The sequence below is a fragment of the Sphingomonas sp. Xoc002 genome (assembly GCF_050408055.1).
In the GTDB taxonomy this organism is placed as follows: Bacteria; Pseudomonadota; Alphaproteobacteria; order Sphingomonadales; family Sphingomonadaceae; genus Sphingomonas; species Sphingomonas yabuuchiae.
The window spans coordinates 2,143,143-2,157,719 of sequence record NZ_CP191175.1 but is presented as its reverse complement, the minus strand read 5'-3'; the positions used below and the strand labels follow the sequence as shown (position 1 = coordinate 2,157,719).

General features: G+C 65.3%; 14 protein-coding genes. 9 read left to right on the top strand and 5 right to left on the bottom strand.

Annotated elements, in window-relative coordinates; translation table 11 throughout:
* Window positions 1–44: 44 nt before the first annotated feature.
* Window positions 45–1,115 carry an alpha/beta hydrolase gene (locus ACQR50_RS09630; protein ID WP_428968141.1) on the bottom strand — a complete coding sequence of 357 codons (1,071 nt, stop codon included), beginning with the start codon at window positions 1,113–1,115 and terminating at the stop codon, window positions 45–47.
* A gap of 234 nt (window positions 1,116–1,349) precedes the next feature.
* On the opposite strand from ACQR50_RS09630, the gene ACQR50_RS09625 reads away from it, so the two are divergent.
* Genes ACQR50_RS09625 through xylA form a run of 3 tightly spaced genes read left to right on the top strand, consistent with a single transcriptional unit; the run spans window position 1,350 to window position 5,274 of the window.
* Complete coding sequence (locus ACQR50_RS09625) at window positions 1,350–2,492, top strand: glycoside hydrolase family 43 protein (RefSeq protein WP_428968140.1); 1,143 nt, start codon at window positions 1,350–1,352, stop codon at window positions 2,490–2,492.
* A 9-nt stretch (window positions 2,493–2,501) separates the two neighbouring features.
* A complete protein-coding gene (xylB, locus tag ACQR50_RS09620; RefSeq protein WP_428968139.1) occupies window positions 2,502–3,950 on the top strand; it encodes a xylulokinase in 1,449 nt (482 codons plus the stop codon).
* A 1-nt stretch (window position 3,951) separates the two neighbouring features.
* Window positions 3,952–5,274: a xylose isomerase gene (xylA, locus tag ACQR50_RS09615; RefSeq protein ID WP_428968138.1), complete on the top strand. Its 1,323-nt coding sequence runs from the start codon at window positions 3,952–3,954 to the stop codon at window positions 5,272–5,274.
* A 136-nt stretch (window positions 5,275–5,410) separates the two neighbouring features.
* Here the strand turns inward: xylA and ACQR50_RS09610 are convergent, their stop codons facing one another.
* Entirely contained in the window at window positions 5,411–6,601 is a 1,191-nt protein-coding gene (locus tag ACQR50_RS09610) for an aromatic amino acid transaminase (RefSeq protein ID WP_428968137.1), read from the bottom strand.
* A gap of 63 nt (window positions 6,602–6,664) precedes the next feature.
* Between ACQR50_RS09610 and ACQR50_RS09605 the strand changes: the two genes are divergently transcribed.
* From ACQR50_RS09605 to ACQR50_RS09580, 6 genes are all read left to right on the top strand, one after another.
* Complete coding sequence (locus tag ACQR50_RS09605) at window positions 6,665–7,027, top strand: hypothetical protein (RefSeq protein WP_428968136.1); 363 nt, start codon at window positions 6,665–6,667, stop codon at window positions 7,025–7,027.
* Between the two features lie 103 nt (window positions 7,028–7,130).
* Window positions 7,131–7,850, top strand: coding sequence for a Crp/Fnr family transcriptional regulator (locus ACQR50_RS09600; protein ID WP_428968135.1), 720 nt, complete (start codon window positions 7,131–7,133; stop codon window positions 7,848–7,850).
* A 106-nt stretch (window positions 7,851–7,956) separates the two neighbouring features.
* Window positions 7,957–8,547, top strand: a complete 591-nt coding sequence (locus tag ACQR50_RS09595) for an SRPBCC family protein (protein ID WP_428968134.1) — start codon at window positions 7,957–7,959, stop codon at window positions 8,545–8,547.
* Window positions 8,544–9,719, top strand: coding sequence for a zinc-dependent alcohol dehydrogenase (locus ACQR50_RS09590; RefSeq protein ID WP_428968133.1), 1,176 nt, complete (start codon window positions 8,544–8,546; stop codon window positions 9,717–9,719). The genes ACQR50_RS09595 and ACQR50_RS09590 overlap by 4 nt, the downstream gene beginning before the upstream one ends.
* 11 nt (window positions 9,720–9,730) lie before the next feature.
* A complete protein-coding gene (locus tag ACQR50_RS09585) occupies window positions 9,731–10,513 on the top strand; it encodes an SDR family NAD(P)-dependent oxidoreductase (protein WP_428968132.1) in 783 nt (260 codons plus the stop codon).
* Window positions 10,514–10,537: 24 nt separating this feature from the next.
* Window positions 10,538–11,056 carry a ferritin-like domain-containing protein gene (locus tag ACQR50_RS09580; RefSeq protein WP_428968131.1) on the top strand — a complete coding sequence of 173 codons (519 nt, stop codon included), beginning with the start codon at window positions 10,538–10,540 and terminating at the stop codon, window positions 11,054–11,056.
* 56 nt (window positions 11,057–11,112) lie between these two features.
* Here the strand turns inward: ACQR50_RS09580 and ACQR50_RS09575 are convergent, their stop codons facing one another.
* From ACQR50_RS09575 to cysN, 3 genes are all read right to left on the bottom strand, one after another.
* Window positions 11,113–11,823 carry a ZIP family metal transporter gene (locus tag ACQR50_RS09575; RefSeq protein WP_428968130.1) on the bottom strand — a complete coding sequence of 237 codons (711 nt, stop codon included), beginning with the start codon at window positions 11,821–11,823 and terminating at the stop codon, window positions 11,113–11,115.
* Window positions 11,824–11,934: 111 nt separating this feature from the next.
* Entirely contained in the window at window positions 11,935–12,666 is a 732-nt protein-coding gene (locus ACQR50_RS09570) for a 3'(2'),5'-bisphosphate nucleotidase CysQ (protein WP_428968129.1), read from the bottom strand.
* A complete protein-coding gene (gene cysN, locus ACQR50_RS09565) occupies window positions 12,663–14,576 on the bottom strand; it encodes a sulfate adenylyltransferase subunit CysN (RefSeq protein WP_428968128.1) in 1,914 nt (637 codons plus the stop codon). Before cysN ends, ACQR50_RS09570 begins: the two co-directional genes overlap by 4 nt.
* Between the last annotated feature and the right edge of the window lies 1 nt (window position 14,577).

Here is a 14,577-nt window from a genome sequence, read left to right as displayed (position 1 = left end):
TGCTGCGCATGGTCACCCTCCCCTTGCAGGGGAGGAAAGTTTATTTACTTCGTCGCCAGCGCCCGCCCGAAGAACGGCAGCACCTGTTCCTGGAACCGTACGCCGATCCGGTTCACATGGTCGCCGTCGTAAATCTCGAACTTATGGGCGATGCCATAACGGTCGAGCGCTTCGTGCAGGGCCTGCGCATCGGCTTTCAGCCCGTCCTGCGACCCGACATCCAGCCCGATCGCGCGGTAGGTGCGCAAGGGCGTGACATATTGGTCGACGAACGCCAGCGGCGTGTTGGCCAGCCACTTGGCGACGATATCGTCGCGCACCTTGCCGTCCTTGATCGGCAGGTCGAGATAGAGCGGCGCATTCTTCGGATTGGGCGACCAGGCGGCCGAGGCTGCCAGCATCGCCCGCTGGCCCCAGTTGAGCTTGGCGGACTCGCTGGGTGAGGTGAGGCTGGTCAGCAGTTTTTCATCCGTCCCCTCCGGCCGTGCCATCGCGCGAGGCGACAGGCAGCAGGGGCTCATCATATAGATCGCGCCGTACATGTCGGCATGTTTCATCCCGATCCGCGTGGTGCCATATCCGCCCATCGAATGACCAGCGAGGCCACGCGCTTCGCGACGCGGGATGGTGCGATAGCGCGCGTCGATCGCGGCGATCAGATCGTGGCTGATGAACCGCTCGAAATCGCCCACCGTCTGCGACGAGGAATACATCGACCCGTTGTGCATCGTCTTGCTGTCGGGAAAGACCAGGATCATCGGCGGGACGCCGCGGGCAAAGGCCCCTTCGACCGAGGCGGGGACATGGATTTCCTTCGTCCATTGGTCCGCGCCGATCGAATAACCGTGCAGCGCATAGACCACCGGATATCGGCGCGTACGGTTCTTGGCATAGTCGGGGGGCAGGACGACGATGACGTCGCGATCGGCGCTGTTGCCCTCCAGATTGCCCTCGATCGCGGCGGAATGAACCTTGATCCGCTCGACCGTGACCGGCTTGGCGCCCGGCACGACGGCCGGTTGCTGGGTCGCCATCTGGGCAGGTGCGGCTGTGATTGGGATCAATGCGACGCTTGCGGCAAGCAGCCAGCGTGACGGCAAGAAGCGAAGGGCCATGCGGGTCATCCTCTATCCTGAAAGCGTGCCGACCTGGTGGCGTCGGTCTTTGGAATGGGTGGCCCACGGTGGAAGGAGCGGGGCCGAATATCGTTACCAACAATGCCGACATGGCTGTTGTCAAGCAAAGCCCCGTCCCATCGCAAAACGCTGAACCGGCCTTGCATCCCGTGTCCTGATAGCGCTATCGTACTTTCAAAGCTCCAAAGATGGAGCGCTTGGAGAGGAAAAGCGATGAAGCGCTTGATGATGGCCAGCCTCGTGCTGGGGCTCGGCACGGCGGCCTGCGGGACGGCGCAAAAGGCCGACAATGCCGTGGGCGAAAACACGACGGCAACGGCGTCGAACGATGCCAATCCGACCTCGCCCGATGGTCGTCATTACCTGTCGCAGCCGCTGGTGCGCGAGATCTTCACCGCCGATCCGTCCGCGCATGTCTGGAGCGACGGCAAGCTCTATGTCTACCCCAGCCACGACGTGCCGACCGACACGCCGAACGACGATCTGGGCAATCAATATGCGATGCGCGACTATCGCGTGCTGCGCATGGACGAGCCGGGCGGCAAGGTCACGGTCGGCCCCGTCGCGCTCGACGTCAAGGACGTGCCCTGGGCCTCGCAGCAGATGTGGGCACCCGACGCCGCCTATAAGGACGGCACTTATTATCTCTATTTCCCGGCACGCGATAAGACCAAGGACCGGAACGGCCTGGGCGCGTTCCGCATCGGCGTCGCGACCTCAAAGAATCCGATGGGTCCGTTCAAGGCAGAGCCGGAGGCGATCGCCGGCAGCTTCTCGATGGACCCCGCCGTGTTCCAGGATGCGGACGGCACGGCATATATGTATTTCGGCGGCATCTGGGGCGGTCAGCTTCAGCGCTGGAAGGACGGCAAATATGATCCGAACGGCAGCGATACCGACCTGAAGCAGGACGACCAGCCCGCCATCTCGGGCAAGATCGCCAAGATGAACCCCGACATGAAGACCTTCGCGGAAACCCCGCGCGACGTCGTGATCCTCGACGAAAAGGGCCAGCCGGTGTTGGGCGGCGACCATGACAAGCGCTTCTTCGAGGCGTCCTGGGTCTTCAAGCGCGACGGCAAATATTATTACACCTATTCGACCGGCGACACGCATTTCCTGAACTATGCGATCGGCACCAGCCCCTATGGCCCGTTCACCTATAAGGGCCATATCCTGAAGCCGGTGCAGGGCTGGACCACCCATCATTCGATCGTCGAGTGGAAGGGCAAGTGGTGGCTTTTCTACGCCGATACGCAATTGTCGGATAAGAACCACCTGCGTAACGTCAAGATGACCGAGTTGAAGTTCAACCCGGACGGGACGATCCCGACCATCGACCCGTTCGTGAAGTAAGGACGCGGGATGTTCCTTGGCATCGATATCGGCACGTCGGGCGTGAAGGCCGTCGTGCTGGACGAACATGGCGCTGTGGTGGGGCAGGGGACGGCGGCGCTGACCGTGCAGCGTCCCCACCCGCTCTGGTCCGAACAGGACCCGGAGGCCTGGTGGCAGGCGACGATTTCGGCCGTCCGGGCGATCGATCCGGCGGTGCGTCGGGCGGTGCGCGGCATCGGCCTGGCCGGGCAGATGCACGGCGCCACCTTGCTGGGCGCGGACGATCAGGTCCTGCGCCCCGGCATCCTGTGGAATGACGGGCGCAGCCATGCCGAATGTGCGGAGCTGGAGGTCAAGGCCCCCGATCTCCACCGGGTCGCGGGCAACCTCGCCATGCCGGGCTTTACCGCGCCCAAGCTGCTATGGGTGCAGCATCATGAGCCGGAAACCTTCGCGAAGATCCGTACCGTGCTGCTGCCCAAGGATTATGTCCGTCTGCGGATGACCGGCGAGAAGGCGTCGGACGTGTCGGATGCGGCGGGTACGCTCTGGCTGGACGTCGAACGCCGCGAATGGAGCGACGATATCCTCGCCGCGACCGGCCTGACCCGCGAGCAGATGCCGCAGGCGGTCGAGGGCACGGCGCAGACCGGTAAGCTGCGCGCCGAGGTTGCCGAAGCCTGGGGCATCGACCAGGTGCCGGTCGCGGGCGGTGGTGGCGACAATGCCGCCGGGGCCGCGGGCGTGGGCGTGGTCAAGGACGGCGATGCGTTGCTGTCGCTGGGCACGTCGGGCGTGATCTTCGCCGCGACCAGGGAATTCCGGCCCAATCCGGCGGGGGCCGTCCATGCCTTCTGCCACTGTCTGCCCGATGTCTGGCATCAGATGTCGGTGCATCTGTCGGCGGCGGCCTGCATCGACTGGGTCGCACGGCTGACCGGCACGCCCGGCGCGGCTGAACTGTTCGCCCGCGCCGAAAGCGTGGGTCCTGCGAGCGGCCCCGAAATCTTCCTGCCCTATCTGTCGGGCGAGCGGACGCCGCATAACGATGCCGAGGTGCGCGGGGCGTTCCTGGGCCTCGACCACGACACCACGCCGGAGCGTCTGGCGCAGGCGGTGCTGGAGGGCGTGGCCTTTGCTTTGGCCGACGGTCTCTCGGTACTCCGCGATGCCGGGACCGAGCTGTCGCAGCTGTCGGTCATCGGCGGCGGTGCGCGTTCGTCCTATTGGGGGCAGACGCTGGCCGCCGCGCTGAACGTCGAGCTGGTCTATCTCAAGGGTGGCGAGGTCGGCCCGGCGCTCGGTGCGGCGCGCCTTGCCCAGCTGGCGGTCGATGGCGGCTCGCCGGAAGAGGTCTGCGCACCGCCGCCCGTGTCCCACACCATCGCTCCGGACGCTGCGCTCGCCGAGCGTTTCGCCCCCAAGATCGCGCGCTTCCGCGACAGCTATTCCCGCATCACTCCGAGGAATTCGTAACATGGCTACCGACTTTTTCGCCGACATCCCGACGATCCGCTATGAAGGTCCGGACAGCGACAACGAGCTCGCCTACCGCTTCTACGACAAGAACCGCGTCGTGCTGGGCAAGACGATGGAGGAGCATCTCCGCTTCGCCGCCTGCTTCTGGCACACCTTCTGCTGGCCGGGTTCGGACGTGTTCGGCGGCGGCACCTTCAACCGCCCCTGGCATGCGGGCGCCAACGACAGCGCGGCCGCCGCGCAGAAGCGGGAGGTCGCGTTCGACTTCTTCTCGAAGCTCGACGTGCCCTATTACTGCTTCCACGACGTCGACGTGATGGCCGATGCGCAGGGCGTTGCCGAGCATCGCCGTTACTTCGCCGAAGCGGTCGATCATCTCGAAAAGCTGCAGGCCTCGTCGGGTCGCAAGCTGCTCTGGGGCACCGCCAACCTGTTCAGCCATCCGCGCTTCGCCGCCGGTGGCGCGACCAACCCGGACCCCGAAGTCTATGCCTTCGGTGCGATGCAGGTCCGCGACGCGCTGGAAGCGACGCACCGTCTGGGCGGCGCGAACTACGTTTTGTGGGGCGGTCGCGAGGGCTACGAGACGCTGCTCAACACCAACATGAAGCGCGAGCTGGACAATCTGGGCCGTTTTCTGAGCCTCGTCGTCGAGCACAAGCACAAGATCGGCTTCACCGGCACCATCCTGATCGAGCCGAAGCCGCACGAGCCGACCAAGCACCAGTATGACTTCGACACGGCCACCGTGTACGGCTTCCTCAAGGCTTATGGCCTGGAGAACGAAGTGAAGGTCAATATCGAGGCGAACCACGCCACGCTGGCCGGCCACACCTTCGAGCATGAGATCGCGACCGCGGGGGCGCTGGGCATCTTCGGGTCGATCGACGCCAATCGCGGCGACCACCAGAATGGCTGGGATACCGACCAGTTCCCCAACTCGGTCGAGGAACTGACGCTGGCCGTGCTGGAGATCATCCGGGCGGGCGGCTTCACCACCGGCGGCTTCAACTTCGACGCCAAGGTGCGTCGCCAGTCGATGGACGCGGTCGATCTGTTCCACGGCCATGTCGGCGGGATCGACGTGGTGGCCAAGGGCCTGCTCAACGCCGCCGCGCTGATCGAGGACGGTCGTCTGGATGCCATCAAGTCCGAGCGTTATGCCGGTTGGGATGGTGATTTCGGGCAGAAGGTCGGTGGTCTCGACCTGGCCGGGATCGCGGACCTCGCGGTCGAGAAGGCGATCGATCCGAAGCCCCGTTCGGGCCGTCAGGAGCGGATCGAGAACCTGGTCAACCGCATCGTGCACTCGGGCAAGTAAGGCGGGGCGGGCCGGGGTTTCTCGGCCTATACCCTCACGGAAAGGGGCGCATCCGGCCATTCGGATGCGCCCCTTTTTGTTGGCCGAGTGGCCAAGGGAATGCCGCCGCCCCAAAGGAACGGCGGGATAGCCCGGATCACACGACCCCGTTCGCCACCATGTCCCGCAGCGCTTCATGGAAGGTCTGGACCGCCGCCATATTGAACCCGGCGATATTGATCCGGCCCGACCCGGCCATATAGACGGCATGACGATCGCGCAGCCATTCCACCTGCGCGGGCGAGAGGGGCAGGGTGGCGAACATGCCCTTGCCGTGCGCCACGGCTGCCAGATCGATCGTCCCGATCCGCCCCCCGGCGGCCAGCGCCGCGCGCAGGCTTTCGAGGCGCTGGCGCATCGTTTCCAGCTCGTCACGCCACTCAGCGGTCAGGCCTTCATCTTCCAGGATGATACGGACGATGGCCGCGCCGTGATCCGGCGGCATCGACCAATTGGCCCGTGCCAGCGCCAGCAGGTTGGAGAACACCGTCGCGCCGCTGTCCCGATCGGGGGTGACGGCGAACAGCGCGCCGGTCCGCTCGCGGTACAGCCCGAAATTCTTGTCGCAGGAATAGGCGAGCAGCGCCTCGGGCACCGCCGCCAATATGGTGCGCGCGCCCTGGGCATCGACATCGAAGCCATCGCCCAAGCCCTGATAGGCAAGATCGACGACCGGCAGCAGCCCGCATTCGGCGACGAGGGACGCGATGGCATGCCAGCCCGCTGCATCGGGATCGATCCCGATCGGATTGTGGCAGCAGCCATGCAGCAAGACGGCATCGCCCGCACCCGCTTCGCTCAGCCCGGTCAGGAAGCCGTCAAGGTCAAAGCTCTGGGTGTTCAGGTCGAAACAGGGGATCATCGCCGGTTCGACCCCCGCCTGGCGGAAGAGCGGCGCGTGATTGGCCCAGCTCGGGCTGCCGATCCAGATCCGTTCGACGCCCGCCCGCGCCAACAGTTCGGCGGCAAGGCGCAGCGCCCCGGTCCCGCCGGGCGTCTGGAGTCCGACGACCCGTTCGGCCGCAACCGCGTCGCCCAGCACCAGCGTCGCCAGCGCCCGGACGAAGCCGATATCGCCCTCCGGTCCCAGATAGGATTTGCTCGACTGTTCGGTCAGCAGGCGGGCTTCGGCCGCCTTCACTGCCGTCATGACGGGCGTGCGGCCTTCCTCGTCGCGAAACACGCCGACGCCCAGGTCGATCTTGTTCGTGCGCGGGTCGGCGGCGTGCTGGCCGATGATCCGCAGCAGGGGATCGTCGGGCTGGCGGGTGAGGGTGGCGAAACGCATGGAGGAGCCTCTTGGACAGAAAGGCGCGCACCATAGGGTTTCGGGCTCAAAAGGGAATGAGGGATGGCCTTTGTCGTGGTCGCCGCCGCCTGCAACGCCACGGCGTTTCAAAACGAGTCTGAAGGGATGCAAAAGACGGCGGTGTCGTGCCGTCTATTTCACACGTCCCACCCCGTTTTTCACGTTAACACCCGAAAAACGCCGGATATTGATGTGCATTATGGAGCGCAGCGGACGGTTGTTCGTACACCTTGCACACGGAAGCGTTACGACAGTCCTCGATTGGTTCGTCATGACCGTGATGGCGGATCGATCCGGTGGTTTGTTGCCGGTTGGGCGCTGTCGAACTCCTTTATGCATTACCCGGTGGCGTCTGTCGCGTCATCGCTCTCGCCGCATGGCCAATTCAGGTCAGTGGCAGGATGAGGAGAGTTGCGATGAATTTGTTTCGATCCCCGCTGCGTACCATGCTTCCCTTGGGCCGCCCGGTCGATGGGCCGTTTTTCCTGATGACGGCGAAGGGCAAACCATGAATATTCCGCTTACGCGCAGCATCCGGCCGATCGCGCCGGCGCTCCATCGCTTGTCGCGGCTTGCGCCCCTGGACCATGCCTCGTTCTCGGCGCTTGGCGAGGCGATCGCCCGGCCCCAGCAATTCCGGCCCCGGCGAGACCTGATGGTCGAGGGGCGCGACATCGCCAGCCCGCATCTGATCCTGTCGGGATGGGCGGCACGCGTGCGCATCCTGCTCGACGGGCGGCGGCAGTTCCTCAACTTCCTGCTGCCGGGCGATGTCGTCGGTCTCTATCATCACCGGCGCCCGGTGGCACCGACGAGCATCATCACCCTGACCGAGGTCATGACCTGCGCCCCGCCCGAGCCGGGCACGCTGCCCGCGCTCGACGAAGCCTATGCGGTCGCCCATGCGATGGACGAGGCCTATCTGCTGGCCCAGATCGCGCGATTGGGGCGGATGAATGCGATGGAGCGCATCGGCGACCTGATGCTCGAACTGCATGAGCGTCTGGAACTCAGCGAAATGACCCATGGCCGCAGCTTCGATCTGCCGATCACGCAAGAGACTCTGGCCGATGCACTCGGCCTGACGGCGGTGCACGTGAACCGCATGTTGCAGGCGGCGCGGCGGGCGGGCGACCTGATCTGGTCGTCGCGATCCATGACCATTCCCGATCCCAAGGCGCTGGCGCGCAAGGTCGGCCGTGCCCAGATCCGAGTGACGGCGGGCTGATCCCTCTATCGATTGATATGTATCAAGATACTGGAAAAACATGATAAAATAAGGAACATCGCGCCTCACCCAACGCTGTCCGGGCATGGAATGAGGAGAGAGGCTTATGCCGGACATCGCCGACAGACCCCATGACGACGCCCCCGTGTCGACGTCCAAGGACCAGGATGCCGCCGTCAGGATCGCCACCGCCGAGGGGGTCGAGGATCGCGGGGACAGCTTTGCCGGATGGGCGGTGACGATCAACCGCCCATCCGCAGAGCTCTATGCCTGGTGGCGTGACTTCTCCAATCTCGCCAGCGTGATGGAGAATGTCGAGCGGGTCGAAGTGCTCGACGACAAGCGCTCGCACTGGATCGTCAAGGCGCCGGGCGGCACCCATGTCGAATGGGACGCGATCGTCACCGAGGAGCGTGAGGGCGAACTGATCGCCTGGGCCTCGGCGGAAGGGGCGGATATCGCCAATTCGGGCCGCGTGACCTTCCGCGATGCGGGCACGCGGGGCACCGTCGTCACCGCGACCATCCTTTATGATCCGCCAGCTGGCGTCATCGGCAAGCTGGTCGCCAAGCTGTTCCAGCGCGAACCCAATATCCAGGTCCGCCGCGATCTCGCCCGCTTCAAGCAGCTGATGGAAACCGGCGAGGTCGCCACCAACGCGATGAACCCCAAACAGCGTGAGGAGCAGGCCGCATGAAAGCGCTGACCTGGCATGGCAAGCATGACGTCCGCATCGACAATGTCGACGACCCGGAAATCGTCAATCCGCGCGACGCGATCATCAAGGTGACCGCGACCGCGATCTGCGGCTCCGACCTTCACCTCTATGACGGCTATATCCCGACGATGCAGTCGGGCGACATCCTGGGCCATGAGTTCATGGGCGAGGTTGTCGAGACGGGATCGGGCTCGACGCTGAAGAAGGGGCAGAAGGTCGTGGTGCCGTTCACCATCGCCTGCGGCTCCTGCTATCATTGCGGCAAGCATCAATATTCGGGCTGCGAGAACGGCAACCCGGCCGACAATCAGGATATCGCCCGCGAGCTGTACGGCCACCCGATGGCCGCACTGTTCGGCTATAGCCATATGACCGGCGGCTATGCGGGCGGGCAGGCGGAATATGTCCGCGTACCGTTCAGCGATACCGGCCCGATCGTCATCCCCGACGGGGTAGAGGACGAGAAGGTGCTGTTCCTGTCCGACATCCTGCCCACCGGCTGGATGGCGGCGGAGAATGCGGATATCGAACCGGGCGACACGGTCGCGGTCTGGGGCTGTGGTCCGGTCGGGCTTTTCGCGGTTCAGTCGGCCTTCCTGATGGGCGCCGAACGGGTGATCGCGATCGACCATTTCCCGCATCGGCTGGAACTGGCGCGCACGTTCGGTGCGGAGACGATCAACTACGAGCAGACCGCGACCTATGACGCGCTGATGCAGATGACCGGCGGGATCGGCCCCGATGCGGTGATCGACTCGGTCGGGCTGGAGGCGCATGGCCTGTTCGTCGACAACGCGATCGACCAGATCAAGGCCTCGACCTTCCTTGGCACCGATCGCATCCATGCCATTCGCCAGGCGATCATCGCCTGTCGCAAGGGCGGCCGCGTGTCGATGCCCGCCGTCTATGGCGGCTTCGTCGACAAGTTTCCGCTGGGCGCGGTGATGCAGAAGGGGCTGACGCTCAAGACCGGGCAGACCCATGTCCAGCACTACCTTCCCGGTCTGCTCGACGCGATCATGGAGGGGAAGATCGATACGACCTTCCTGATCTCGCACCGCTTGCCGCTGGAACAGGCGCCCGAGGGATATCGCATGTTCCACGACAAGCAGAACGAAGTGACCAAGATCGTGCTGAAGCCCGGTCAATAAGGAACCACGCCATGGCAGAGAAATTCGCAATCGTGACCGGTGCCTCGACGGGCATCGGCTATCATCTGGCGGCGTGCGCGGCGCGTGACGGCTATGACCTGCTGATCGTCGCGGATGAGGCCGCGATCCACACGGCCGCCAGCAAGCTGTCCGCTTTGGGCGCGCAGGTCCAGGCGGTCGAGGCGGACCTGTCGACCCTGGAGGGCGTCGATACGCTGCTCGCCGCCGCCGATGGCCGGAGCGTCGACGTGCTGTGCGCCAATGCGGGCAACAGCAAGGGCGGGGCCTTCCTCGACCAGTCGGTCCGGGACTGGCGGCGCTCGGTCGACACCAACGTCACCGGCACGGTCTATCTGCTGCAACGCATATTGTCGGCGATGGTCCGGCGCGGCGAGGGCAAGGTGCTGGTGACGGGATCGATCGTCGGCTTCATCCCCGGTCCGTTCAACGCCATCTACAACGCGACCAAGGCGTTCATCGACAATTTTACCGAGGCGCTGCGCAACGAGCTGAAGGACGAGAAGGGCGTGACCCTGACCACCCTGATGCCGGGGCCGACCGACACCGAATTCTTCGCCCGCGCCGACATGCTCGACACCAATGTCGGCCAGAGCAAGAAGGACGATCCCGCCGAGGTCGCCCAAAAGGGCTGGGACGCGATGAAGGCGGGCGAGGGGCACATCACCACCGGGCTGAAGAACAAGTTGCAGGTCGCGGGTTCGGGCGTCGTGCCCCAGTCCGTCTTGGCCGAAGCCCATCGCAAGATCGCCGAGCCCGGCTCGGCCGACCGCTAAGACCACCCCATCAGGAGACGGATCATGGGCCTGTTTTCCAAGGACATCGCGACGCTGAACGACCCGTTCGTCCATCAGCTTCAGGACATCTACTACGCCGAGCATCAGATCACCAAGGCGCTGCCCAAGATGATCGAGAAGGCGACGGACCCGCAGCTCAAGGCCGGGTTCGAGCAGCATCTGCGCGAAACCGAAGGGCAGATCCGGCGGCTGGAACAGGTGTTCGAGATGCACGGCGAAACGCCCAAGGCGGTCACCTGCCCGGCCATCGACGGCATCATCAAGGAGGCCAATGAGGTCGCGGGCGAAGTCGCCGACAAGCGGGTGCTCGACGCCGCGCTGATCGCGGCGGCGCAGGCGGTCGAGCATTATGAGATCGCGCGCTACGGCACGCTGGTGTCCTGGGCACGGCAGCTGGGGCGCAGCGACTGCGCGGCGATCCTGGACGAGACGTTGGCCGAGGAAAAGGCGACCGACGAAAAGCTCACCGGCATGGCCGAAGGCGGGGCGAATGCGGCGGCGGAGGCCGCCCAGCCCGCTTGAGGTCGAGGGTACCGTCGTCGGCTACCCTTCCCGGCGACGGTACCCGAAATAGGGCGTCAGTGGGCGAAGTGTGTTACGCTCAGCATCAACGCGATGCCCGCCAGTGTCGCGACACTGGTCCGAAGTCGCGGATCGAGCGACTGGCTGCGCGGCACCAACTCGCAGGCACCGATATAGAGGAAAATCCCGGCGAACAGCGCCATCAGCGGCGCCAGCATGCCCGCCGGGATCGATAGCCCCAGGCCGATCAAGACCCCCAGCATCGGGGCGACCCCATTGAGCACCAGCCAGCGCCGCGCCGCCGCTTCCGACCGCGCGGCCAGGCTGAGGCTGACGGTATTGACGCCGTCCGCCACGTCATGGGTCAGGACGGCCAGCGCGATCATCCAACCCGCCGCCGTATCGATCTGAAACGCGATGCCGATGCCCAGCCCGTCCATCAGGCTGTGCAGGCAGAGCATGGCTGGGCCCAGATCGCCCCGCCATGACGCGGCCGCGGCGCGTGGTATCCGGGCAAGCACACGGTCGAGCAGCATATAGCCGCCCAGCCCCATCGCGCTGAACGCCATCATCGCGCGGACCGTCCAACGGTCCCCCGCCAGCTCCAATGCCTCGGGCACCAGATCGAACAAGGCCACGCCGACCACGATCCCGGCGGTCACGCCCAGCACCAGCCCGATACGATGACGCAGTCGCAGGGCGAGCAGCCCGCCCGCCAGCGTGGCGAGCATGGCGGCAAAGCCGAAGGCGAGGGGGACAAGGGTCATGGAAGCGTCCGCACGACAAGAGCGACGGAAAATGGGTGCGGCATCGTCGACCCATGAACCAAGCCATGAGACGTTACAAGGTCACATTTATGCAACCTGTATCGATCCGCCTCAACCCCGCGCGATGGCTTCCAGCACGGTGGCCGCCACTTCCTGCCGACAGATCAGCAGATCGGGCAGCAGGGGGTTCTGGCAATTATAGACCAACGGGCTGCCGTCGATGCGCGAGGCGTGAAACCCGGCTGCCAGCGCGACGGCGGCGGGGGCGCAATTGTCCCACTCATATTGCCCGCCGTCATGCAGATAGACATCGGCGCGGCCCTCGACCACCGCCATCGCCTTGGCACCCGCCGAACCCATGGGGATCATGGTCGCGCCCAGCCGGTCGCCGACGCAACGCGCGATATCGGGCGCGCGGCTGCGGCTGACGACGACGCGCAGGCCCGCCGGGCAGGGAGGGTGTCTGGGAGGAAGGTCGTCGGTCGCGAAGACCTGATCGCGATCGGGTACCGACACCGCGCCCAGGGCCGGGCGACCGTCGATGGCCAGGCCGATATGCACCGCCCATTCGCTCGACCCGCTGGCATATTCACGCGTGCCGTCGAGAGGGTCGACGATCCACACCCGGCTGGCGGCACAGCGGGCGCGGTCGTCCACAGACTCCTCCGACAGGATGAAGTCGTCGGGCCGTGCAGCACGTAAACGGTCGAGGATCAGCGTATTGGCATCCCTGTCGCCCAGCGCGCCAAGGGCAGCGCCTTCCAATCCACTCGACGCGCGGATGGACTTGAGCAGCTCGCCCGCCTCGACCGCGACCGAGCGAGCCAGTTCGGCGTCGGTCACAGATCGTAACTCCAGATGCCCAGCACATGCTCGACGATCCGCGATGCGGCCTGTTCCGCCGTCTCCTTCGTCGTGTCGATGCGGATTTCGGGCCGCTCGGGCGCTTCATAGGGGCTGGAGATGCCGGTAAACTCGGCGATCTCGCCAGCCCGCGCCTTGGCATAAAGGCCCTTCACGTCGCGGTCTTCGGCGACATCCAGCGGAGTATCGACGAAGATCTCGACGAACTCGCCCTCGGGCAGCAGCGCACGCACCATGTCGCGCTCGGCCTTGAAGGGGGAGATGAAGGCGGTCAGCACGATCAGGCCCGCATCGGCCATCAGCTTGGCAACCTCACCCACCCGGCGGATATTCTCCACCCGCCCGGCTTCGGAGAAGTCCAGGTCGCGGTTCAGGCCGTGGCGGATATTGTCGCCGTCCAGCAGGAAGCTGTGGCGTCCCATGCTGTGCAGCTTCTGCTCGACCATGTTGGCGATGGTGGACTTGCCCGAACCGGACAAGCCGGTGAACCACAGGACCTTGGGAGCCTGTCCCTTTTGCCGGGCATGTGCCTCGCGCGTCACCACCGCCGATTGCCAATGGACATTCTGCGCCCGACGCAGCGCATGGTCGATCATCCCTGCCGCGACCGTCGCATTGGTCGCGCGGTCGATCAGGATGAAGCCGCCGAGCGCGCTGCCTTTCGCATAGGGCTCGAACACGATCGGGCGGTCGGCATAGACTTCCGCCAGCCCGATATCATTGAGCGCCAGCGTGTCGGCAGGATGCTGCTCCTGGCTGTTGACGTCGACGACATGGCGGGGCGGCTGGACCGTTGCGCCGACCAGCTGGGTTCCCAGCTTCAGCGAATAGCTGCGCCCCGGCACTAGCGGCGCATCGGCCATCCAGACGATGGTGGCGACGAACTGGTCGGCGACCTCGGGCGGGTCCTCGGCGGCAGCGATCACGTCGCCGCGCGAGCAATCGACCTCCTCGGCCAGCACCAATGTCACCGCCTCGCCCGCCATAGCCTGTTCGCGGTCGCCATCATAGGTGACGATCCGTGCGATGCGGGTGGTCTTGCCCGAGGGCGCGATCCGCACCCGGTCGCCGACCGACACCCGGCCGCCTGCGATCAGGCCCGCAAAGCCGCGAAAGTCGAGATCGGGTCGGTTGACCCATTGCACCGGCATCCGGAATGATGCGGCCACCGCCCGGTCGCCGTCGATAGCCACCGTCTCCAGATGCGGGAGCAGGGCGGGACCGTCATACCATGGCATATCGGGAGAGGGTGTGGTGACGTTCGCACCGGTCAGGCCGGACAGCGGGATCGCCGTGAACCGCTCGATCCCGATCGTCTTGGCGAACGCGGCATAGTCGGCGACGATCGCCTCGAAGACCGACTGGTCGTGGCCGACCAGGTCCATCTTGTTGACCGCCAGCACGATCTCCTTGATGCCGACCAGATGCGCGAGATAGCTGTGCCGCCGCGTCTGGGTCAGCACGCCCTTGCGCGCGTCGATCAGGATCACCGCCAGGTCGGCGGTGGACGCGCCGGTCACCATGTTGCGGGTATATTGCTCGTGGCCGGGCGTATCGGCGACAATGAACTTGCGCTTCTCCGTCGCGAAGAAGCGGTAAGCCACGTCGATCGTGATGCCCTGCTCGCGCTCGGCGGCGAGGCCATCGACCAGCAGCGCGAAGTCGATATTCGCCCCCTGCGTGCCGACGCGGCGGCTATCCGCCTCCAGCTGGCTCAGCTGATCCTCGAAGATGGTCTTCGAATCATACAGCAGCCGCCCGATCAGCGTCGACTTGCCGTCATCGACCGAGCCGCACGTGATGAAGCGCAGCATCGACTTGGCGGCATGGGTGGCGAGATAGGCGTCGATATCGGCGGCGATCAGCGCATCGGGTTGATAGGCGGTCATC